The following is a 19032-nucleotide window of genomic DNA, read 5'->3' on the forward strand; positions in this document are numbered from 1 at the left end:
ATGGGTATCGATCTTCCCCTCATCTGGGCGGTCATCATCATCTTCGGCATCATGATGTACGTGGTGATGGACGGCTTCGACCTGGGCATCGGCATGCTCTATCCGTTCTTCAAGGACAGCGGCGACCGCGATGTGATGATGAACACCGTGGCGCCAGTCTGGGACGGCAACGAGACCTGGCTGGTGCTGGGCGGCGCGGCGTTGTTCGGGGCCTTCCCGCTGGCCTACGCGGTGGTCCTGTCGGCGCTCTACCTGCCGTTGATCTTCATGCTCGTCGGGCTGATCTTCCGCGGCGTCGCCTTCGAGTTCCGCTTCAAGGCCAAGCCGGCCAAGCAGCACATCTGGGACAAGGCGTTCATCGGCGGTTCGCTGGTGGCGACCTTCTTCCAGGGCGTGGCGCTGGGCGCCTTCATCGAAGGCATCCCGGTGGAGAACCGCAGCTTCGCCGGCGGTTCGCTGGACTGGATCGCGCCGTTCCCGCTGTTCTGCGGCCTGGCCCTGATCGTCGCCTACACCCTGCTCGGCTGCACCTGGCTGATCATGAAGACCGAAGGCCGCCTGCAGGAGCGCATGCACGACCTGGCGCGCCCGCTGGCGTTGGTGCTGCTGGCGATCATCGGGGTGGTCAGCCTGTGGACGCCGCTGGCCCATGCCGAGATCGCCGCACGCTGGTTCAGCCTGCCGAACCTGTTCTGGTTCCTGCCGGTGCCGATCCTGGTCCTGGTGACCTTCTATGCGCTGCTGCGCTCGGTGGCCAACAACGACCACGTGAAGCCGTTCGTGCTCACCCTGGTGTTGATCTTCCTCGGCTACAGCGGCCTGGGGATCAGCCTGTGGCCGAACATCATCCCGCCGGCGGTGAGCATCTGGGAGGCCTCGGCGCCGCCGCAGAGCCAGGGCTTCATGCTGGTCGGCGCGCTGTTCATCATTCCCTTCATCCTCGGCTACACCGCTTGGAGCTACTACGTGTTCCGCGGCAAGGTGAAGCACGGCGATGGCTATCACTGAGGAGGCGCCGCATATGGTCCGTACGCCGAGTCATCCCGAACGAGATAGCGCGGCCAAGCCAGCGCTCTGGCGACGCCTGGCCTGGCTGGCGGGTATCTGGACCGCCAGCGTGCTGGCCCTGGGCGTCGCCGCCTGGCTGATGCGCCTGTTCATGAGCGCGGCGGGGCTGGGCGTCCCGCACTGATCGACGATCCCATCCGGGCGCTCCGGCGCCTTTTTCCGAGAGCCCTCCGCTGGAGGGCTTCTTTTTGTCCGCCGATCCGCCAGTGCTCGGTGTTGCACCGTAGGGCGTCAATCCTCGCGTTCCCGCCTTGCACCATCCAGGCCGGTTCGGCGGATAACCGCGCTGCGGTTATGCGCCCTACGGGAGCGGCGGATGCGCCCTACTGAAGCCTTGGTAGGGCGAATAACGCCGCAGGCGTTATCCGCCGACTCGCCATTGCTTGGCGTTGCGCCGTGGGGCATCAGTCCTCGCGGCCCCTGACCCGTGCCAGTTGCTCCAGTCGCCCCAGGTAGTCGCGCGGGGTTTCGCCGAGCAGGCGGCGGAACATGCTGCTGAAGGCCCGCGTACTGCCGTAGCCGAGGTCGCGGGCGACCACCTGCACGCTGTCGCCGGCCAGCAGGCGCGGCAGGGCTTCGGTCAGGCGCAGTTGCTGGCGCCACTCATGGAAGCTCATCTGCAGTTCCTGGGCGAACAGCCGCGCCAGGGTGCGCGAGCTGGCGCCGACCCGCAGGCCCCAGTCATCGAGGGTCAGCCCCAGTTCCGGCTGTTTCAGCAATGCCTGGCAGATCGCCTGCAAGCGGCGGTCGCGGGGCATCGGCAGGTACAGCGGCATCCGTTCGAGGTTGGCGATCTCGCTGAGGATCAGCCCTTGCAGGCGCTGGCGGAAGTCGTCCAGGCGCGGCTGGCTCTCGAGGTGGATGGCGCGCAGGATCATTTCCCGCAGCAGCGGCGTCACCGCCAGTACGCAACAGTCGCTTAGCGGTGTCGGCGTTTCGGGTTGCTCGATGAACAGGGTGCGCATGTGCACCTCGCCGGACATGAATATCTCGTGCTCCACCCGGGGCGGAATCCATACCGCGCGGGTCGGCGGGATCACCCAGGCGCCGTGGTGGGTGGCCAGGCGCATCAGGCCGCGAGCGGCGTAGAGGAACTGCGCCTGCGGGTGGAAATGCCGCCCCAGGTGATGGCCGTCGGGGAAGTCGAGGGAGATGGCGGCCAGCAGGCCGTCCGGGCGGTGCTCGATCAGCATGTCCGTTTCGATGACCTCGCTGTCCTGTCTGCGCTTTTCGGTCAACCTATCATGCCCGGGTCATGACGCCCATTCCTCACCGACCATTCAGGCCGCACGCCATGAACCGACCTCGAACCGTTATCCGCTTCATCAACGCCGCGCATGTCATCGACCACATGTTCATGCTGATCTTCCCCGCCGCCGTGCTCGGCATGGCCGGCAGCTTCGACCTCGACTACGCCGGTCTGATCGGCCTGTCGCTGGGCGGTTTCATCGCCTTCGGCGCCTGTTCGCTGCCGGCCGGCTGGCTGGGCGATACCTGGAGCCGGCGGCGGATGATGCTGCTGTTCTTCTTCGGTATCGGCGCCGCCGCACTGCTCACCGGGCTGGCCGGCAGCGTACCGATGCTGGTGACCGGGCTGACCCTGATCGGGGTATTCGCCGCGATCTACCACCCGGTCGGCACCGCGATGCTGGTGGCACACGCGGAGAACCGCGGCCGCGAGATCGGCATCAACGGCATGTGGGGTAACCTCGGGGTCGCCTTCGCCGCGCTGCTTACCGGCTTTCTCACCGCGCACTTCGGTTGGCGTGCGGCGTTCATCCTGCCCGGCGGGGTGGCCATCCTGCTCGGCATCGGCTTTTTCTTCTGCGTGCGCGAGGAGCCATCGCCGCACCTGTCGGCCAAGGCCGCGGCGCGTGGCGAGGACAGCGAGGGCCTGTCGATGCGCCGGGTGTTCGGCGTGCTGGCGCTGGTCACCGCCACCGGCGGGGTGGTGTTCAACGCCAGCACCGTGACCTACCCGAAGCTGTTCCAGGAGCGCCTGAGCGACTTGCTGGCGTCGCCGCAGACCCTCGGCGTGGTGGTCAGCCTGGCCTATGCCTTCGGCGCGGTGGCGCAACTGATCATGGGCCGCCTGATCGATCGCCTGAACCTGAAGTTGCCGTTCGTCTTCCTCACCTTCTGCCAGGTGCCGCTGCTGCTGGCCCTGGCCTACGGCCACGGCAGCGCAGTGGTGCTGTTCGGCGCGCTGTTCATGTTCGCGGTGTTCGGCCAGGTGACGGTGAACGATGCGATGGTCGCCCACTTCGTCGCGCCGCAGTGGCAGGCGCGGGTCTTCGCCCTGCGCTATTTCCTGTCGTTCGGCGCCAGCGCGGCGGCGATCCCGATGATTGCCTACCTGGAGCCACGGCAGGGGCTGCTGGGGTTGTACCTGGTACTGGCGGGCTTCGCCGCGCTGACCTTCGCCGCGGCGCTGGTGTTTCCGCGTCCGGCGCGTAGCGCCGCGGTGGGCACCTGAGGAAGAGGGCGCCCGGACAGCGCGAGCCGGCCGGGCGCCGATGGCTCAACGCCGTATCAGAGCAGTTCGAGCGCCACGGCGGTGGCTTCGCCGCCGCCGATGCACAGCGAGGCGACGCCGCGCTTGCCGCCTTTCTGGCGCAGGGCGTTGATCAGGGTGAGGATGATCCGCGAGCCGGTGGAACCGACCGGATGGCCCTGGGCGCAGGCGCCGCCATAGACATTGACCTTGGCATGATCGAGGCCGTGTTCGCGCATGGCGAGCATGGTGACCATGGCGAAGGCTTCGTTGATCTCGAACAGGTCGACGTCGTCCTTGCTCCAGCCGGTCCTGGCGAACAGGTTGGTCATCGCGCCGATCGGCGCCAGGGTGAACTCGCTCGGGTCCTGGCTCTGGGTGGCATGGCCGACGATTCGCGCCAGCGGCTTCAGGCCACGGCGCTGGGCTTCCTCGGCGGTCATCAGGACCAGCGCGGAGGCGCCGTCGGAGATCGAGCTGGCATTGGCGGCGGTGATGGTACCGTCCTTGCGGAACGCCGGCCTGAGGCTCGGGATCTTCTCCAGGTTGGCGGTCAGCGGTTGCTCGTCGTCCTTCACCACGCTCTCGCCCTTGCGGCTGGTGACGGTGACCGGGACGATTTCCGCCGCCAGCGAGCCATCGGCGATGGCGGCCTGGGCGCGCTTGAGCGATTCGATGGCATAGGCGTCCATCTCCTCGCGGGTCACGCCGTACTTGTCGGCGGTCTCCTGGGCGAACGAACCCATCAAACGGCCGGTACGGGCGTCCTCCAGGCCGTCGAGGAACATGTGGTCCTTGATCTCGCCGTGGCCCATGCGCAGGCCGCTGCGGGCTTTCTCCAGGACATAGGGCGCGTTGGACATGCTTTCCATGCCACCGGCGACCATCACCTGGTTGGTGCCAGCCTTGAGCAGGTCGTGGGCCAGCATCACCGCCTTCATCCCCGAGCCGCACAGCTTGTTGATGGTGGTGCAGCCGGTGGCGGCGGGCAGGCCGGCCGCCAGCGCGGCCTGGCGGGCCGGGCCCTGCTTCAGGCCGGCGGGCAGGACGCAACCCATGATCACTTCCTGTACGTCCTCGGCGGCGATGCCGGCGCGCTGCACCGCTTCGCGGATCGCGACGGCACCCAGGTCGACCGCGGAAACGCCGGCCAGGCTGCCCTGGAAGCCGCCCATGGGAGTACGGGCGCCGGCGACGATGACGATATCGGACATGGAACGTTACCTCTTGTTCTGGATAGGGTCTGAACGATTCAGTGGGCGGATTCTATCTTGTGACCGGGAGGCTCCGAAAGGTCACGGGGCAAATCACTCTTTTGACTGATGAACAAAGCCCGCCGACGGCTCTAGAGTCGGCCTCATCCTGACAACGAACCCGCTCCCAGGTGTACGCCCCATGCTGAAGACCCGTCTCATCCCGGCCGCCGCCGGCGCTTATCAGTATCCGTTGCTGATCAAGAGCCTGATGCTTTCCGGCCGTCGTTACGAAAAGAGTCATGAAATCGTCTACCGCGACCAGGTGCGCTACAGCTACGCCACCTTCAACGAGCGCGTCGCGCGCCTGGCCAACGTACTCAGCGAGGCCGGGGTGAAGGCCGGCGACACGGTGGCGGTGATGGACTGGGACAGCCATCGCTACCTGGAATGCATGTTCGCCATCCCGATGATCGGGGCGGTGCTGCATACCATCAACATCCGCCTCTCCCCGGAACAGATCCTCTACACCATGAACCACGCCGAGGATCGCTTCGTGCTGGTGAACAGCGAGTTCGTCCCGCTCTACCAGGCGGTGGCGGGGCAGCTGGCCACGGTGGAGCGGACCATCCTGCTCACCGACGGCACGGAGAAGAGCGCGGAACTGCCCGGCCTGGTCGGCGAATACGAGTCGCTGCTGGCCGCGGCCAGCCCGCGCTACGACTTCCCCGATTTCGACGAGAACTCCATCGCCACCACCTTCTACACCACCGGCACCACCGGCAATCCGAAAGGTGTGTATTTCAGCCACCGGCAACTGGTCCTGCACACCCTGGCGATGGCTTCGACCATCGGCAGCCTGGACAGCATCCGCCTGCTCGGTACCAGCGACGTGTACATGCCGATCACCCCGATGTTCCATGTCCACGCCTGGGGCACTCCGTACGTGGCGACCATGCTCGGGGTCAAGCAGGTCTATCCCGGGCGTTACGATCCGGAACTGCTGGTCGAACTGTGGAAGCGCGAGAAGGTCACCTTCTCCCACTGCGTGCCGACCATCCTGCAGATGGTGATGAACGCCAGGGCTGCCCAGGGCGTGGACTTCAAGGGCTGGAAGGTGATCATCGGCGGGAGCGCGCTGAACCGCTCGCTCTACGAGGCGGCCAAGGCGCGCGGCATCCAACTGACCGCCGCCTACGGCATGTCGGAGACCTGTCCGCTGATTTCCTGCGCCTACCTCAACGACGAACTGCTGGCCGGAAGCGAGGACGAGCGCACCACCTACCGGATCAAGGCCGGCGTGCCGGTGCCGCTGGTGGATGCGGCGATCATGGACGAACAGGGCCGCTTCCTCCCGGCCGACGGCGAGTCCCAGGGCGAGCTGGTGTTGCGCTCGCCATGGCTGACCCAGGGGTATTTCCGCGAACCCGAGCGCGGCGAGGAGTTGTGGCGCGGCGGCTGGATGCACACCGGCGACGTGGCGACCCTGGACGGCATGGGCTTCATCGAGATCCGCGACCGCATCAAGGACGTGATCAAGACCGGCGGCGAGTGGCTGTCCTCCCTGGAGCTGGAAGACCTGATCAGCCGCCATCCGGCGGTACGCGAAGTGGCGGTGGTCGGGGTGCCCGATCCGCAATGGGGCGAGCGCCCGTTCGCCCTGCTGGTGGTGCGCGAGGGCCAGCAACTGGACGCCCGTGGCCTGAAGGAGCACCTCAAGCCTTTCGTCGAGCAGGGCAACATCAACAAGTGGGCGATCCCCTCGCAGATCGCGGTTGTTACCGATATTCCCAAGACCAGCGTCGGCAAGCTGGACAAGAAGCGCATCCGTATCGAGATCGCCCAGTGGCAGGAAGCCGGCAGCGCCTTCCTGTCGACCGTCTGACGGGGCTTTCCTACACCGCCGAAACGCCCGGAGGCCAAGCAAACGCTTGGTCTCCGCGTTTTCGCGACCGCCCGGTCATTCTCCATCCGCCGCAAAGGCGCGAGCCAGAGTGGTTGCGCCGCGCAAATCACACTTTCGAGGGATCAAGCGGCAGGCAGCGCTAGCTATAGTCCACGCACTCATAACAAAAAACACACATGGAGTAGCGTCGATGACAACCCGTAATCCGTTCTCGCGTCGGGCCCGGTTGCCGTTGGCCGTCAGCCTGGCTTCCTCGCTGGCGGCTCCGGCCTTTGGGGTGACCTTCAACATCGGGGAAATCGAAGGTTCCTTCGATTCGGCGTTGTCGGTCGGGGCCAGTTGGTCGACCGCCAAGCCGAACAAGAACCTGATCGGTGTGAACAACGGCGGCAAGGGACTTTCCCAGACCTCCGACGACAGCCACTTGAACTTCAAGCGTGGGGAAACGTTCTCGAAGGTCTTCAAGGGCATCCATGACCTCGAACTGAAGTACGGCGATACTGGTGTGTTCCTGCGCGGCAAGTACTGGTACGACTTCGAGCTGAAGGACGAGCACCGCGAGTTCAAGGACATCGACGACAGCGGCCGCAAGACCCTGGCCAAGTCCTCCGGCGCCGAACTGCTCGACGCCTTCATCTACCACAACTATGCCATCGGCGACCTGCCGGGCAGCGTGCGCCTGGGCAAGCAGGTGGTGAACTGGGGCGAGAGCACCTTCATCCAGAACGGCATCAGCGCCATCAACCCGATCGACGTCACCGCCTTCCGCCGGCCCGGCTCGGAGATCAAGGAAGGCCTGATCCCGGTGAACATGTTCTACCTGTCGCAGAACCTCACCGACAACCTGTCCGCCGAAGGCTTCTACCAGATCGAGTGGGACCAGACGGTGGTCGACAACTGTGGCACCTTCTTCTCCCAGCCGGACGTGGTGGCCGATGGCTGCGACCAGAACCTGGCGGTGCTGACCAACAACAAGGCGTCCATCAACCTGCTCAACAACGTGCTCGCCGGGGCTGGCCTGAGCGTTACCCCGTCGCCCTGGGACGAGGGCATCCTGGTCCGCCGCGGGCCGGACCGCGACGCTCGCGACAGCGGCCAGTACGGCTTCGCCCTGCGCTACTTCGCCGACGAACTGAACACCGAGTTCGGCGCCTACTACATGAACTACCACAGCCGCCTGCCGATCTTCAGCGGCCAGGGCGCCTCGGCCAGCACCATGGCGGCGATCAACGACCTCGCCACCCGCCTCGCCGCGATCAACCCGGCACTGGCCGCCCAGGCTGCGGCGGCGGCCACCGCCGGCAACTCCAGCTACTTCATCGAGTACCCGGAAGATATCCGCATGTTCGGCCTGAGCTTCTCCACCACGTTGCCCAACGGCACCGCGTGGAGCGGCGAAGTCAGCTACCGGCCCAACGCGCCGGTGCAGTTGAACACCACCGACATCCTCTTCGCCGGCCTCGACCCGGTGAGCATCGGGGGCAACCGCCCCTACGACAACGCCTCGGTGCTGAACGGCCAGGCCGGGCAGGACCTGCACGGCTATCGGCGCAAGGAGATCACCCAACTGCAGACCACCCTGACGCACTTCTTCGACCAGGTGATGGGCGCCGAGCGGCTGACCCTGGTGGGCGAGATCGGCTGGACCCACGTCGGCGGCCTGGAAAGCACCTCCAAGGCACGCTACGGGCGTGACCCGGTCTTCGGACCGGGGCCGCTGCCGGGGACCATCTCCGGCCTGGCCAGCTGCCAGGCGCTGAACGTCAGCACGCTGGGCACCGCCGAAGCGAACAACGTCAGCCGCTACTGCGAGAACGATGGCTATACCACCTCGGACGCCTGGGGTTATCGCGCCCGTGCGATCTGGGACTACAACGACGTGTTCATGGGCGTGAACCTCAAGCCCAGCGTGGCCTGGTCGCACGACGTCGATGGCTATTCGCCCGGTCCCGGCGCCAACTTCGAGGAAGGCCGCAAGGCGGTCAGCCTGGGGGTGGACGCGGAGTACCAGAACACCTACACCGCGAGCCTCTCCTACACCAACTTCTTCGACGGCAAGTACACCACCGTGGACGATCGCGACTTCGTCGCGCTCAGCTTCGGCATGAACTTCTGATGTACGCCGGCCCGGTGCGAACCGGGCCGGCGAGCAGGACTTAACGAGGACGACGAGCGAATGAAAACAACGAAGATTCTTCTGCATACCGGTGTACTGGCCCTGAGCCTGCTGGCCACCCAGGTGATGGCGGCGGTATCCGCCGACGAAGCGGCCAAGCTCGGCACCAGCCTGACTCCGTTGGGGGCGGAGAAGGCCGGCAACGCCGACGGCAGCATCCCCGCCTGGGACGGCGGCCTGGCGACCAACGCCGGCAGCGTCGACAGCCGTGGCTTCCTCGCCAACCCCTATGCCAGCGAGCAACCGCTGTTCACCATCACCGCGCAGAACGTCGACCAGTACAAGGACAAGCTGACTCCCGGCCAACTGGCCATGTTCAAGCGCTACCCGGATACCTACAAGATCCCGGTATACAAGACCCACCGCAGCGCCACCGTCCCGGCGGCGGTGCAGGAGGCGGCCAAGCGCAACGCCACCACCACCAAGCTGGTGGAAGGCGGCAACGGCCTGGAGAACTTCGATACCGCCAACCCGTTCCCGATCCCGCAGAACGGCCTGGAGGTGATCTGGAACCACATCACCCGCTATCGCGGCGGCAGCGTCCGGCGCCTGGTGACCCAGGCCACTCCGCAGGTCAACGGCTCCTACCAGCTGGTCTACTTCCAGGATGCCTTCACCTTCCGTACCAACCTGAAGGACTACAACCCGAACAAGCCGAGCAACGTGCTGTTCTACTTCAAGCAGCGGGTCACCGCGCCCTCGCGCCTGGCCGGTAACGTGCTGCTGGTCCACGAGACCCTCAACCAGGTCAAGGAGCCGCGCCTGGCGTGGCTCTACAACGCCGGCCAGCGCCGCGTGCGGCGGGCTCCGCAGGTGTCCTACGACGGTCCTGGCACCGCCGCCGACGGCCTGCGCACCTCGGACAACTTCGACATGTACAACGGTGCGCCGGACCGCTACGACTGGAAGCTGGAAGGCAAGAAGGAAATCTACATTCCCTACAACAGCTACAAGCTCGACGATCCGAAGATCAAGTACAGCGAAATCGTCAAGGCCGGCCACATCAACCAGGACCTGACCCGCTACGAGCTGCACCGCGTCTGGCATGTGGTCGCGACCCTGAAGCCGGGCGAGCGGCACATCTACGCCAAGCGTGACTTCTACATCGACGAGGACACCTGGCAGGCCGCCGAGATCGACCATTACGACGGTCGCGGCACCCTGTGGCGCGTGGCCGAGGCGCATGCCGAGCAGTACTACGACAAGCAGGTGCCCTGGTACGCGGTGGAAACCCTCTACGACCTGCTCTCCGGCCGCTACCTGGCGCTGGGCATGAAGAACGAGGAGAAACAGGCCTACGACTTCAACTACAGCGCTTCGGAAAGCGACTACACCCCGGCGGCGCTGCGCCAGGAAGGGGTACGCTGAGAAACGGCGTTCCTAGCCACGAAGAAACCGGCCTTGTGCCGGTTTCTTCGTTTTCGCGGGCGGCGTGCCGCTCCGGCCGTCAATTCATTACAAAGTGTTTTCCCGCCTCGCCCGCGGATTCCGTCGTCGCCATCCTCCCGGCGGGCACCTGTGTGGCCGGGAAACGTTTGCTGCGCCTGGACCGCGCCGGGAAACCGGTCTTTCCTTGGTTATCGAGCTGAAGCGCCGGTGCGCTATTTCGTCCGAGCCGATGGATAGTGCTTCAAATAGCCATCACTTGTGGTTAGTCTCCGGAGCGTTCACGCCCCATACATAAACCAAGAAACCGGGTGATGACTGACTTCTCGCGCACCTTCTCGGGCACTCCATCCGCCGTCCTGCCGACGGCCAACCGCTTTTTCCGCCCCCCGCTGCCGTCGGCCCATGTGGCGCGCCCGCGTCTTTGCCGTCGACTGCGCGACGGACTGGACGGTCGCCTGCTGCTGATCGCCGCGCCCGCCGGATTCGGCAAGAGTTCCCTGGCCATCGAGTTCTGCGAAAGCCTCGATCCGCGCTGGCAGAGCCTCTGGCTGGGACTGAGCAGCCGCGAGAGCGATCCCGGACGTTTCCTCGAACGCCTGCTCGATGGCTTGCGACAGTACCACCCGACCCTGGGCGAAGAGGCCCTCGGCCTGCTGAAGATGCGCCAGCGTCACCAGCCGTTCGCCTTCGAGACCTGGCTCGACGACCTGCTCGACGAACTCGCCCCCTGCCTGGACCCGCAGCGTCCCCTGCTACTGGTGCTGGACGATTACCACCTGGCCCAGGGCGCGGTGCTCGACCGTTGCCTGCAATTCCTCCTCAATCACCTGCCCGAGGGCCTGGTGCTGCTGGTCACCAGCCGGCAGCGGCCGGACTGGCACCTGGCGCGCCTGCGCCTGTCGCGGCAATTGCTCGAACTCAGCGAACAGGACCTGCGCCTGACCGCCGAGGAGAGCGGGGCGCTGATGGCCGCCAGCGGCCTCGAACTCGACGAGGACGCGCTGGACGCGCTGCTCGAGCGCAGCGAAGGCTGGGTCGCCGGGCTACGCCTCTGGCTGCTGGCGCGCGGCGATCCAGAGGAGCAGGTCAGCCCCGGGGTACACGGCGCCGACGAACTGATCCGCGACTACCTGCTGGAGGAGGTGATCGAGCGGCAGCCGCCCGAGGTCCAGGCGTTCCTCGCCCAGACCGCGCGCTTCGAGCGCTTCTGCGCCGAGCTCTGCGATACCGTGCGCGAGGCCGGCGACAGCGCGGCGATCCTCGACCACCTGCAGCAGCACCAGGTCTTCCTCGTGCCGCTGGACGAAAACGGCCAGTGGTTCCGCTACCACCACCTGTTCTCCGACCTGCTGCTGGCGCGTCCCTTGCCCGACTTCGGTCCGTCCGCCGGCTCCCTGCACCTGCGCGCCTGCGGCTGGTTCAGCCGCCATGGCCTGCTCGACCAGGCGGTGGAGCAGGCGCTGCGCGCCGGCCAGCCGGACGTGGCGGCGAGCCTGGTGCAGAACCTGTCGGAAGAGCAACTGCTGGCGGAGCAGAACATCGCCACCCTGCTGCGCTGGAAGATGGACCTGCCGGACAGCCTCCTGGCGAGCACGCCGCGCCTGATCCTGCTGTACGGCTGGGCGCTGGCGCTGGCCTGCCAGCTGGATGCCGCGGAAGAACTGGCCGGCCAACTGGCGCGTTTCCTGCCGGCGCCGGACGAGTCCGCGCAGCGCGACCTGCTGGCCCAGTGGCAGGCCCTGAGCGGGGTGATCGCGCGCGGCCGCGGCGATATCGACAAGGCCGAGGCGCACTGCCGCGAGGCCTTGCAGGACCTCGCCGGGGAGCGCTACGGCACTCGCCTGCAATGCCTGTCGACGCTGAGCAACCTGGCGGTGACCCGTGGCGACTTCTGGCAGGCGCGCAACTACAACCGCGACGCCCTGGAGTTCGCCCAGCGCTACGGCAACCCGCTGTTCGAGGCGCTGGTCCATTACGACCGCGCCCGCGTCCTCCAGGCGCGCGGCGAGGTGGCGCGCGCCGAGGAGGAGGTGCGCCAGGGCCTGGAACGCCTCCAGCACCTGCCGGCGCAACGCCGCTACGCGGTGCGCGGGCGGCTCCTGCTGTACCGCGGCTACCTGCGCAGCCTGGCGCTGCAGCCGGACGAAGCGCGCAAATGGATCAAGCAGGGAATCGAGGAAACCCGCAGTTGCCGGGATGTCAGCCTGGTGATCGGCTATTGCGTCCTGGCCAGCCTGGAAGGGCGCCTGGGCAACTACGCGGCGGCGTTCGCCCGGCTTGGCGACGTCGAGCGGCTGATGCATGCCTGGGATATCCCGCCGATCTACTACCTGGCGGCGATCACCCTGATCAAGTGCGAACTCTGGCTGGCCCAGGGCCAGACCGAACTGGCCGGCGTCTGGCTACAGCGCCTGGGCGGCACCTACGGCGGGCAGGCGGCCACGCCGCCGGAATGCAGTCCGCTGCTGCCGCTGCATGTGGAGTTGCTCCAGGCCGGCCTGGAGCGCCGCGAAGGACGCCCGGAGGAGGCCGCCCGGCGTCTGGATCGGCTGGCCCGCTCGACGCGGGAGAACGGCGCATTGCTGCCGGCTCGCCTGGCCCTCGGCCAACTGGCCGCGCTGCACCTGGAGCAGGGCCGCGAGCGCGAGGCGCTGGCGACCCTGCAACAGGCCATGGAGGGCGCAGTCGGGGGAGCCTTGCTGCCGCTCCACGAATTGCTCGTGCAGCAGCCGGAATGGTTGCGCGAACAGTTGCAGCGCTTCCCTGCCTGTCCCGGCGCCCAGCGCATGCGCGCGCTGTTGCCGGAGCCGCCCGCCGAGCCCGCGGGCGGTGCGGGCGAGGTGCTCAGCGGGCGCGAACTGGCGGTGCTGGAGCTGATCGCCCAGGGGTTATCCAACCAGGAGATCAGCGAGCGGCTGTTCATCTCGCTGCATACGGTGAAGAGCCACGCCCGCCATATCAACGACAAGCTCGGCGTCGAGCGTCGCACCCAGGCGGTGGCGCGGGCCAAGCACATGGGGTTGTTGCGCTAGGCGCGCCACCCTATGTGCCTGGCGTGCTGGCTCAGGGCTTCCAGCGTCGCAGGAGCAGGGCGTTGCCGACCACGCTGACGCTGGAGAAGGCCATCGCTGCGCCCGCCACCATCGGGTTGAGCAGGCCGAAGGCCGCCAGCGGGATGCCGATCACGTTGTAGATGAAGGCCCAGAACAGGTTCTGGCGGATCTTCGCGTAGGTCCGCCGCGAGATGTCCAGCGCCGCCGGCACCAGGCGCGGGTCGCCGCGCATCAGGGTGATGCCGGCGGCGTGCATGGCCACGTCGGTGCCGCCACCCATGGCGATGCCTACGTCGGCAGCGGCCAGCGCCGGGGCGTCGTTGATGCCGTCGCCGACCATCGCCACCACCCGGCCCCGGCCTTTCAGCTCGGCGACCGTGGCGGCCTTGTCCGCCGGCAGCACTTCCGCGTGTACGTCGTCGATGCCCAGGGCCTTGGCCACCACCGCCGCGCTGCCGCGGTTGTCGCCGGTGATCAGGTGGCTGTGGATATCCCGTCCGCGCAGGGCCTCCACCGCTTCGGCGGCGCCGTCCTTGAGGCTGTCGCCGAAGGCGAACAGGCCGAGCACGCGTTTCTCCGGAGCCAGTTCCAGCAGCCAGGACAGGGTGCGGCCCTCGGCCTCCCAGTCCGCGGCGGCACTCGCCAGCGCGCCGGGCTTGAGTTCCTGCTCGTCGAGCAGGCGGCGGTTGCCCAGGGCCAGCCGGCGACCCTCGACCTCGCCCTGGATGCCGCGACCGCTGAGGGCCTGGCTGGCGTTCACCGGCGGAACCTCCAGGTCGCGCTCGGCGCAGCGCTCGAGCACGGCCTTGGCCAGCGGGTGCTCGCTGCCGCGTTGCAGGGCGCCGGCGAGCCTGAGCAGTTGCTCCTGGTCGTCGCCGCCGAGGTGGATGATCTGCGGTCGCCCGGAGGTCAGGGTGCCGGTCTTGTCGAAGGCCACGCTGGTGACCGCATGGGCGACTTCCAGGGACTCGGCGTCCTTGATCAGGATGCCGTGGCGCGCGGCCACGCCGGTGCCGGCCATGATCGCGGTCGGGGTGGCCAGGCCGAGGGCGCAGGGGCAGGCGATCACCAGCACCGCCACGGCGTTAACCAGGGCCTGCTCCAGGCCGACCCCGTCGACCAGCCAGGCGCCGAGGGTGACCAGCGCGATGAGGATCACCACCGGGACGAAGACCTGGCTGACCTTGTCCACCAGCTTCTGGATCGGCGCCTTGGCGGCCTGGGCGTCTTCCACCAGGCGGATGATCTTCGCCAGCACCGTTTCCCCGCCGAGCGCAGTGGTGCGCAGGAGCAGGCGGCCTTCGCCGTTGATCGCGCCGCCGGTGACCTTGTCGCCGGGAGCCTTGGGCACCGGCAGGCTCTCGCCGGTGATCAGCGCCTCGTCGGCGTGGCTGCTGCCGTCGAGCACCTCGCCGTCCACCGGGAAGCGTTCGCCGGGACGCACCACCACCTCGTCGCCGAGGCGCAACTCGGCGATCGCCACCTCTTCCTCGCGACCGTCGCGCAGGCGCACCGCGCGCTCCGGGCGCAACGCCTCGAGGGCGCGGATGGCGCTGGCGGTCTGGCGCTTGGCGCGGCTTTCCAGGTACTTGCCGAGGAGGATCAGGGCGATCACCACGGTGGAGGCTTCGAAGTAGAGGTGCGGCATGTGGCCGGGCGGGGCGGTCAGCCAGAGGTAGACGCTGAGGCCGTAGCCGGCGCTGGTGCCGAGGGCGACCAGCAGGTCCATGTTGCCGGCACCGGTCTTCACCGCGCGCCAGGCGGAGACATAGAAGCGCGCGCCGATGACGAACTGCACCGGGGTCGCCAGGAGGAACTGCGCCCACGGCGGCAGCATCCAGTGCAGGCCGGCCCATTCCACCAGCATCGGCAGCACCAGCGGCAACGCCAGCAACAGCGCGGCGATCACCCACCAGCGTTCGCGGCGCAGGCGGCGCTCGGCATCGTCCTGGCGTGGTTGCCCCGCGTCGAGCAGGCGGGCCTTGTAGCCGGCCTGTTCCACCGCCTGTAGCAAGGCCTGGCTGTCCACGGCGCCGAGCAGCTCGAGGTGGGCGCGCTCGCTGGCCAGGTTGACGCTGACCTCGCGTACGCCGGGCACCTTCTTCAGCGCCCGCTCGACCCGGCCGACGCAACTGGCGCAGGTCATGCCCTCGATGGACAGTTCCAGGCTGCGCGCCGGAACCTGGTAGCCGGCCTGCTCGACCGCCGCCACCAGGGCCGGCAGGCTGTCCGCCGGGGCCTGTACGCGGGCCTGCTCGCTGGCCAGGTTGACCGAGGCGGCCGCGACCCCGGGCACTTTCTTCAGGGCTCGTTCGACACGGCCGGCGCAGGACGCGCAAGTCATGCCGCTGACCGGCAGATCGAGCTCGGTTAGCGTGGCGCTGTTCATGAGTCCTCCTTGGAATGGACAGAAGTGGCACCGCAGGCGCCCTGGGAGGCGCCGGTGAGATCTGTCGCCAGGTTCAGCCTTGACATCGTGTCAAGGTCAAGCCCCGGATTCATACAGGAAGGCGGCGCAGGGCGCAGTGGCGGCTTTATGTCGCAGGAGCAGGGGGGAGGGGGAATGGCGCTGGAAAACCGTTGCGGCACGGAAAAGCGGAGGGTTTTCACAGGGGTGGGACCGATAACACTAGACCTCGCGAAGGGCTGCGCCAAGGTATTTCGTCGCTTGCGGAAAAAAAACCTGCTGATGACGAAAAGTACTTTTTACCGTCATATTTTTTGCGGTATTTGTGGAACCGTAGACCGCCGAACCCTGCAGCACAGGTGGCGGCCCCGGCCCTCACCTCTGCTGTCAGGCTCTCCCCACCGGAAGAGAGAAGGCGGCTCGCCCCCCGGCGGAGCGCCGACCCGGCATTCCGTCGCCAGGCCCTTAGCAGAAGGTGATCGCGTATGGATGACCACGGACGTTCCCGCCCCACCCAGCCCACCCTGTACGTCCTCGATACCAATGTCCTGATCCACGATCCGAATGCCCTGTTGAACTTCCAGGAACACCGCGTCGCGATCCCGATGACGGTGCTCGAAGAGCTGGACAAGCTGAAGACCGGAAAGCACACCATCGCCGCCGAGTGCCGCCAGGCCATCCGCCTGATCGACCAGGTACTCGGCGAGGCCACGCCCGAGCAGGTAGAGGGAGGGGTACCGATCCAGCGTGGCAAGAACGGCCCCAGCGGCAGCCTGTCGATCCTCATGAGCAAGCGTGCCGAGCCCATCACCTGGCTGCCGGAGCACCTCAACGACAACAAGATCATCAACCAGTTGGTCGAGCTGAAGAGCCGCCACAGCGGCGTGCGCGTGGTGCTGGTGACCAAGGACATCAACATGCGCCTGAAGGCGCGCGCCTGCGGGGTGGACGCGGAGGACTACCACACCGACCAGTTGATCGACGACGTGGCCCTGCTGTCGCGCGGCTACCATTCCCTCGCCGGCTCTTTCTGGGACCGCGTGAGCAAGGTCGAGACCCGCCAGGACCACGGCCGTACCTGGCATCGCGTGCAGCTCACCGACAACCTGCCGGCGGTGCACATCAACGAGTTCATCGTCGACGAACAGGGCTTCGTCGGCTGGATCAAGGGCATCCAGCAGGACGAGCTGACCATCCTCGACCTGCACCAGGAGCCGCTCCTGCACCAGGAAGCCTGGGGCCTGCGGCCACGCGACGTGTACCAGTCGCTGGCGCTGTACGCGCTGCTCGACCCGGACATCCACCTGGTCAACCTGTCCGGTGCCGCCGGTTCCGGCAAGACCATCCTGGCGCTCGCCGCGGCCATCGAGCAGACCATGGTCAGCAAGCGCTACCGGCGCATCATCGCCACCCGCAGCGTGCAGGGCCTGGACGAGGACATCGGCTTCCTGCCCGGCACCGAGGCGGAAAAGATGGAGCCCTGGCTCGGCGCCATCACCGACAACCTCGAAGCGCTGCACATGGACGACGAATGCACCCATGGCAGCGTCGACTACATCCTCAGCAAGGTGCCGTTGCAGTTCAAGTCGCTGAACTACATCCGCGGGCGCAGCTTCCAGCAGAGCCTGATCCTCATCGACGAATGCCAGAACCTCACGCCGCACCAGATGAAGACCATCATCACCCGCGCCGGCAGCGGTTCGAAGGTGATCTGCCTGGGCAACCTGGCGCAGATCGACACGCCCTACCTGTCCGCCACCAGCTCCGGCCTGACCTACCTCACCGAACGCTTCAAGGACTTCCCCCACGGCGTGCACGTGACCCTGCAAGGGGTGCCGCGCTCGGTGCTGGCGGAGTACGCCGAGGCGCACATGTGAAGTAGCCGGCGGCAATCGCCGGCCGATATCCCGCCCGGTTGAAAAAGCCGGGCGGGATATACATCCTGCCAGGCCCGGTCCGGGGACCGGGCCCGCATCGTTACCCGATCGGGATGAGGCGCCTTGCGCCGGCCTGCCCTACCTCTTTATGTATACAATCATCCCCCTTCCGAACCTCCCCCAGGCATCGCGTCATGCCCTCCAGGGCTTACAATGACTGGCCAGTATCCTCTTCCAGGAGCACCCACGTGCTGACCCATCTCGATTCCCAGGGCCGCGCCAACATGGTCGACGTCACGGAAAAGGCCGTGACCTCCCGTGAAGCCACGGCCGAGGCCGTGGTGCGCATGCGCCCGGAAACCCTGCAACTGATCCAGGACGGCGGCCATCCCAAGGGCGACGTCTTCGCCGTGGCGCGGATCGCCGGCATCCAGGCGGCCAAGCGCACCCACGAACTGATCCCGCTGTGCCATCCGCTGCTGCTCACCAGCGTCAAGCTCGAACTGCAGGCCGAGGCGCCGGACGCCGTGCGCATCCGCGCGCGTTGCCGGCTGGCCGGGCAGACCGGCGTGGAGATGGAGGCGCTCACCGCCGCCAGCGTCGCGGCCCTGACCATCTACGACATGTGCAAGGCGGTGGACCGCGGGATGGTCATCGAGCAGGTCCAGTTGCTGGAGAAGCTCGGCGGCAAGAGCGGCCACTACCGCAAAGAGGAGGAAGGGCAGGCATGATCCGCGTGCAGTATTTCGCCCGTTACCGCGAAGCCCTAGGCATCGACGGCGAGCAGTTGAACTGGGACGCCGGGCTGGCGACCCTCGGCGCCTTGCGCCAGCTCCTGGTGGAGCGCGGCGGGGCCTGGGAGCGTACCCTCGGCGAGCAGAACCTGATGTGTGCGCGCAATCAGGAACTGTGCGGCCTCGACGAGCCGTTGCAGGACGGCGACGAAGTCGCCTTCTTCCCCACCGTCACCGGAGGTTGAACCCATGGCCATCCGCGTCCAGCAGGCCGCTTTCGATCCGGGGCAGGAGCTTAACGCCCTGCATGCGCAGAACGTCGGCATCGGCGCGGTGGTCGGCTTCGTCGGCTACGTGCGCGACTTCAACGACGGTCGCGAGGTCGGCGGGATGTTCCTCGAACATTATCCGGGCATGACCGAGAAGGCCCTCGGCAAGATCGCCGCCGAGGCCGGGCAGCGCTGGCCGCTGCTGCGCCTGGAGATCCTCCACCGCATCGGCCGCCTGGAGCCGGGCGAGCCGATCGTCTTCGTCGGTTGCGCCAGCGCCCACCGGCAGGCGGCGTTCGACGCCTGCAACTTCGTCATGGACTACCTGAAGACCCGCGCGCCGTTCTGGAAGAAGGAAGACACCGCCGAAGGCCCGCGCTGGGTCGAAGGCCGCTGCAGCGACCAGGCCGCCGCGCAGCGCTGGGAGGAGTGACGTCTACCTCCTCGCGCCGCCGGCTTACCTCTT

The 19032-nt window shown here is 67.2% G+C and carries 14 protein-coding genes; 11 read left to right on the forward strand and 3 right to left on the reverse strand.

The window, feature by feature from the left end:
- Both cioB and AC1RB9_RS05185 read left to right on the forward strand, forming a co-directional pair.
- On the forward strand, positions 1-1008 hold the full coding sequence (gene cioB, locus AC1RB9_RS05180) for a cyanide-insensitive cytochrome bd quinol oxidase subunit II (RefSeq protein WP_003093053.1): 1008 nt from the start codon (positions 1-3) through the stop codon (positions 1006-1008).
- 13 nt (positions 1009-1021) lie between these two features.
- A complete protein-coding gene (locus AC1RB9_RS05185) occupies positions 1022-1192 on the forward strand; it encodes a DUF2474 domain-containing protein (protein ID WP_003103026.1) in 171 nt (56 codons plus the stop codon).
- 280 nt (positions 1193-1472) lie between these two features.
- Here AC1RB9_RS05185 and AC1RB9_RS05190 read toward each other — a convergent pair whose 3' ends face one another.
- Positions 1473-2261, reverse strand: a complete 789-nt coding sequence (locus AC1RB9_RS05190) for an AraC family transcriptional regulator (RefSeq protein WP_004345774.1) — start codon at positions 2259-2261, stop codon at positions 1473-1475.
- A 101-nt stretch (positions 2262-2362) separates the two neighbouring features.
- On the opposite strand from AC1RB9_RS05190, the gene AC1RB9_RS05195 reads away from it, so the two are divergent.
- On the forward strand, positions 2363-3544 hold the full coding sequence (locus AC1RB9_RS05195) for an MFS transporter (RefSeq protein ID WP_003093049.1): 1182 nt from the start codon (positions 2363-2365) through the stop codon (positions 3542-3544).
- Between the two features lie 56 nt (positions 3545-3600).
- Here AC1RB9_RS05195 and AC1RB9_RS05200 read toward each other — a convergent pair whose 3' ends face one another.
- A complete protein-coding gene (locus AC1RB9_RS05200; protein WP_003103022.1) occupies positions 3601-4776 on the reverse strand; it encodes an acetyl-CoA C-acyltransferase in 1176 nt (391 codons plus the stop codon).
- A 181-nt stretch (positions 4777-4957) separates the two neighbouring features.
- On the opposite strand from AC1RB9_RS05200, the gene AC1RB9_RS05205 reads away from it, so the two are divergent.
- The 4 genes from AC1RB9_RS05205 (at position 4958) to AC1RB9_RS05220 (ending at position 13258) form a co-directional block, all read left to right on the forward strand.
- A complete protein-coding gene (locus tag AC1RB9_RS05205; RefSeq protein ID WP_003453903.1) occupies positions 4958-6640 on the forward strand; it encodes a fatty acid--CoA ligase in 1683 nt (560 codons plus the stop codon).
- A 211-nt stretch (positions 6641-6851) separates the two neighbouring features.
- Complete coding sequence (locus AC1RB9_RS05210; RefSeq protein ID WP_003093045.1) at positions 6852-8777, forward strand: DUF1302 domain-containing protein; 1926 nt, start codon at positions 6852-6854, stop codon at positions 8775-8777.
- A 60-nt stretch (positions 8778-8837) separates the two neighbouring features.
- Positions 8838-10205, forward strand: coding sequence for a DUF1329 domain-containing protein (locus tag AC1RB9_RS05215; RefSeq protein WP_003103009.1), 1368 nt, complete (start codon positions 8838-8840; stop codon positions 10203-10205).
- A gap of 332 nt (positions 10206-10537) precedes the next feature.
- On the forward strand, positions 10538-13258 hold the full coding sequence (locus tag AC1RB9_RS05220; protein ID WP_003124089.1) for a winged helix-turn-helix domain-containing protein: 2721 nt from the start codon (positions 10538-10540) through the stop codon (positions 13256-13258).
- Positions 13259-13289: 31 nt separating this feature from the next.
- On the opposite strand, the gene copA1 is transcribed toward AC1RB9_RS05220, so the two are convergent.
- Positions 13290-15668: a copper-translocating P-type ATPase CopA1 gene (gene copA1, locus AC1RB9_RS05225; RefSeq protein ID WP_003453901.1), complete on the reverse strand. Its 2379-nt coding sequence runs from the start codon at positions 15666-15668 to the stop codon at positions 13290-13292.
- Positions 15669-16171: 503 nt separating this feature from the next.
- Here copA1 and AC1RB9_RS05230 point away from each other — a divergent pair.
- From AC1RB9_RS05230 to moaE, 4 genes are all read left to right on the forward strand, one after another.
- A complete protein-coding gene (locus tag AC1RB9_RS05230) occupies positions 16172-17563 on the forward strand; it encodes a PhoH family protein (RefSeq protein ID WP_003093038.1) in 1392 nt (463 codons plus the stop codon).
- A 248-nt stretch (positions 17564-17811) separates the two neighbouring features.
- On the forward strand, positions 17812-18294 hold the full coding sequence (gene moaC, locus AC1RB9_RS05235) for a cyclic pyranopterin monophosphate synthase MoaC (protein WP_003093030.1): 483 nt from the start codon (positions 17812-17814) through the stop codon (positions 18292-18294).
- Positions 18291-18542 (forward strand): molybdopterin converting factor subunit 1, encoded by a 252-nt coding sequence (gene moaD / locus AC1RB9_RS05240; RefSeq protein WP_003093027.1) that lies wholly within the window; start codon positions 18291-18293, stop codon positions 18540-18542. Before moaC ends, moaD begins: the two co-directional genes overlap by 4 nt.
- Before the next feature lie 4 nt (positions 18543-18546).
- Complete coding sequence (gene moaE, locus AC1RB9_RS05245) at positions 18547-18999, forward strand: molybdopterin synthase catalytic subunit MoaE (RefSeq protein ID WP_003093025.1); 453 nt, start codon at positions 18547-18549, stop codon at positions 18997-18999.
- Positions 19000-19032: the final 33 nt, after the last annotated feature.

The sequence above is a fragment of the Pseudomonas sp. 20-5 genome, from assembly GCF_056782835.1.

Excerpts from the sequence above, each read along its gene's own strand:
- cioB (WP_003093053.1), top strand. The coding sequence starts at position 1 with ATGGGTATCGATCTTCCCCTCATCTGGGCGGTCATCATCATCTTCGGC.
- AC1RB9_RS05185 (WP_003103026.1), top strand. The coding sequence starts at position 1,022 with ATGGTCCGTACGCCGAGTCATCCCGAACGAGATAGCGCGGCCAAGCCA.
- AC1RB9_RS05190 (WP_004345774.1), bottom strand. The coding sequence starts at position 2,261 with ATGCTGATCGAGCACCGCCCGGACGGCCTGCTGGCCGCCATCTCCCTC.
- AC1RB9_RS05195 (WP_003093049.1), top strand. The coding sequence starts at position 2,363 with ATGAACCGACCTCGAACCGTTATCCGCTTCATCAACGCCGCGCATGTC.
- AC1RB9_RS05200 (WP_003103022.1), bottom strand. The coding sequence starts at position 4,776 with ATGTCCGATATCGTCATCGTCGCCGGCGCCCGTACTCCCATGGGCGGC.
- AC1RB9_RS05205 (WP_003453903.1), top strand. The coding sequence starts at position 4,958 with ATGCTGAAGACCCGTCTCATCCCGGCCGCCGCCGGCGCTTATCAGTAT.
- AC1RB9_RS05210 (WP_003093045.1), top strand. The coding sequence starts at position 6,852 with ATGACAACCCGTAATCCGTTCTCGCGTCGGGCCCGGTTGCCGTTGGCC.
- AC1RB9_RS05215 (WP_003103009.1), top strand. The coding sequence starts at position 8,838 with ATGAAAACAACGAAGATTCTTCTGCATACCGGTGTACTGGCCCTGAGC.
- AC1RB9_RS05220 (WP_003124089.1), top strand. The coding sequence starts at position 10,538 with ATGACTGACTTCTCGCGCACCTTCTCGGGCACTCCATCCGCCGTCCTG.
- copA1 (WP_003453901.1), bottom strand. The coding sequence starts at position 15,668 with ATGAACAGCGCCACGCTAACCGAGCTCGATCTGCCGGTCAGCGGCATG.
- AC1RB9_RS05230 (WP_003093038.1), top strand. The coding sequence starts at position 16,172 with ATGGATGACCACGGACGTTCCCGCCCCACCCAGCCCACCCTGTACGTC.
- moaD (WP_003093027.1), top strand. The coding sequence starts at position 18,291 with ATGATCCGCGTGCAGTATTTCGCCCGTTACCGCGAAGCCCTAGGCATC.
- moaE (WP_003093025.1), top strand. The coding sequence starts at position 18,547 with ATGGCCATCCGCGTCCAGCAGGCCGCTTTCGATCCGGGGCAGGAGCTT.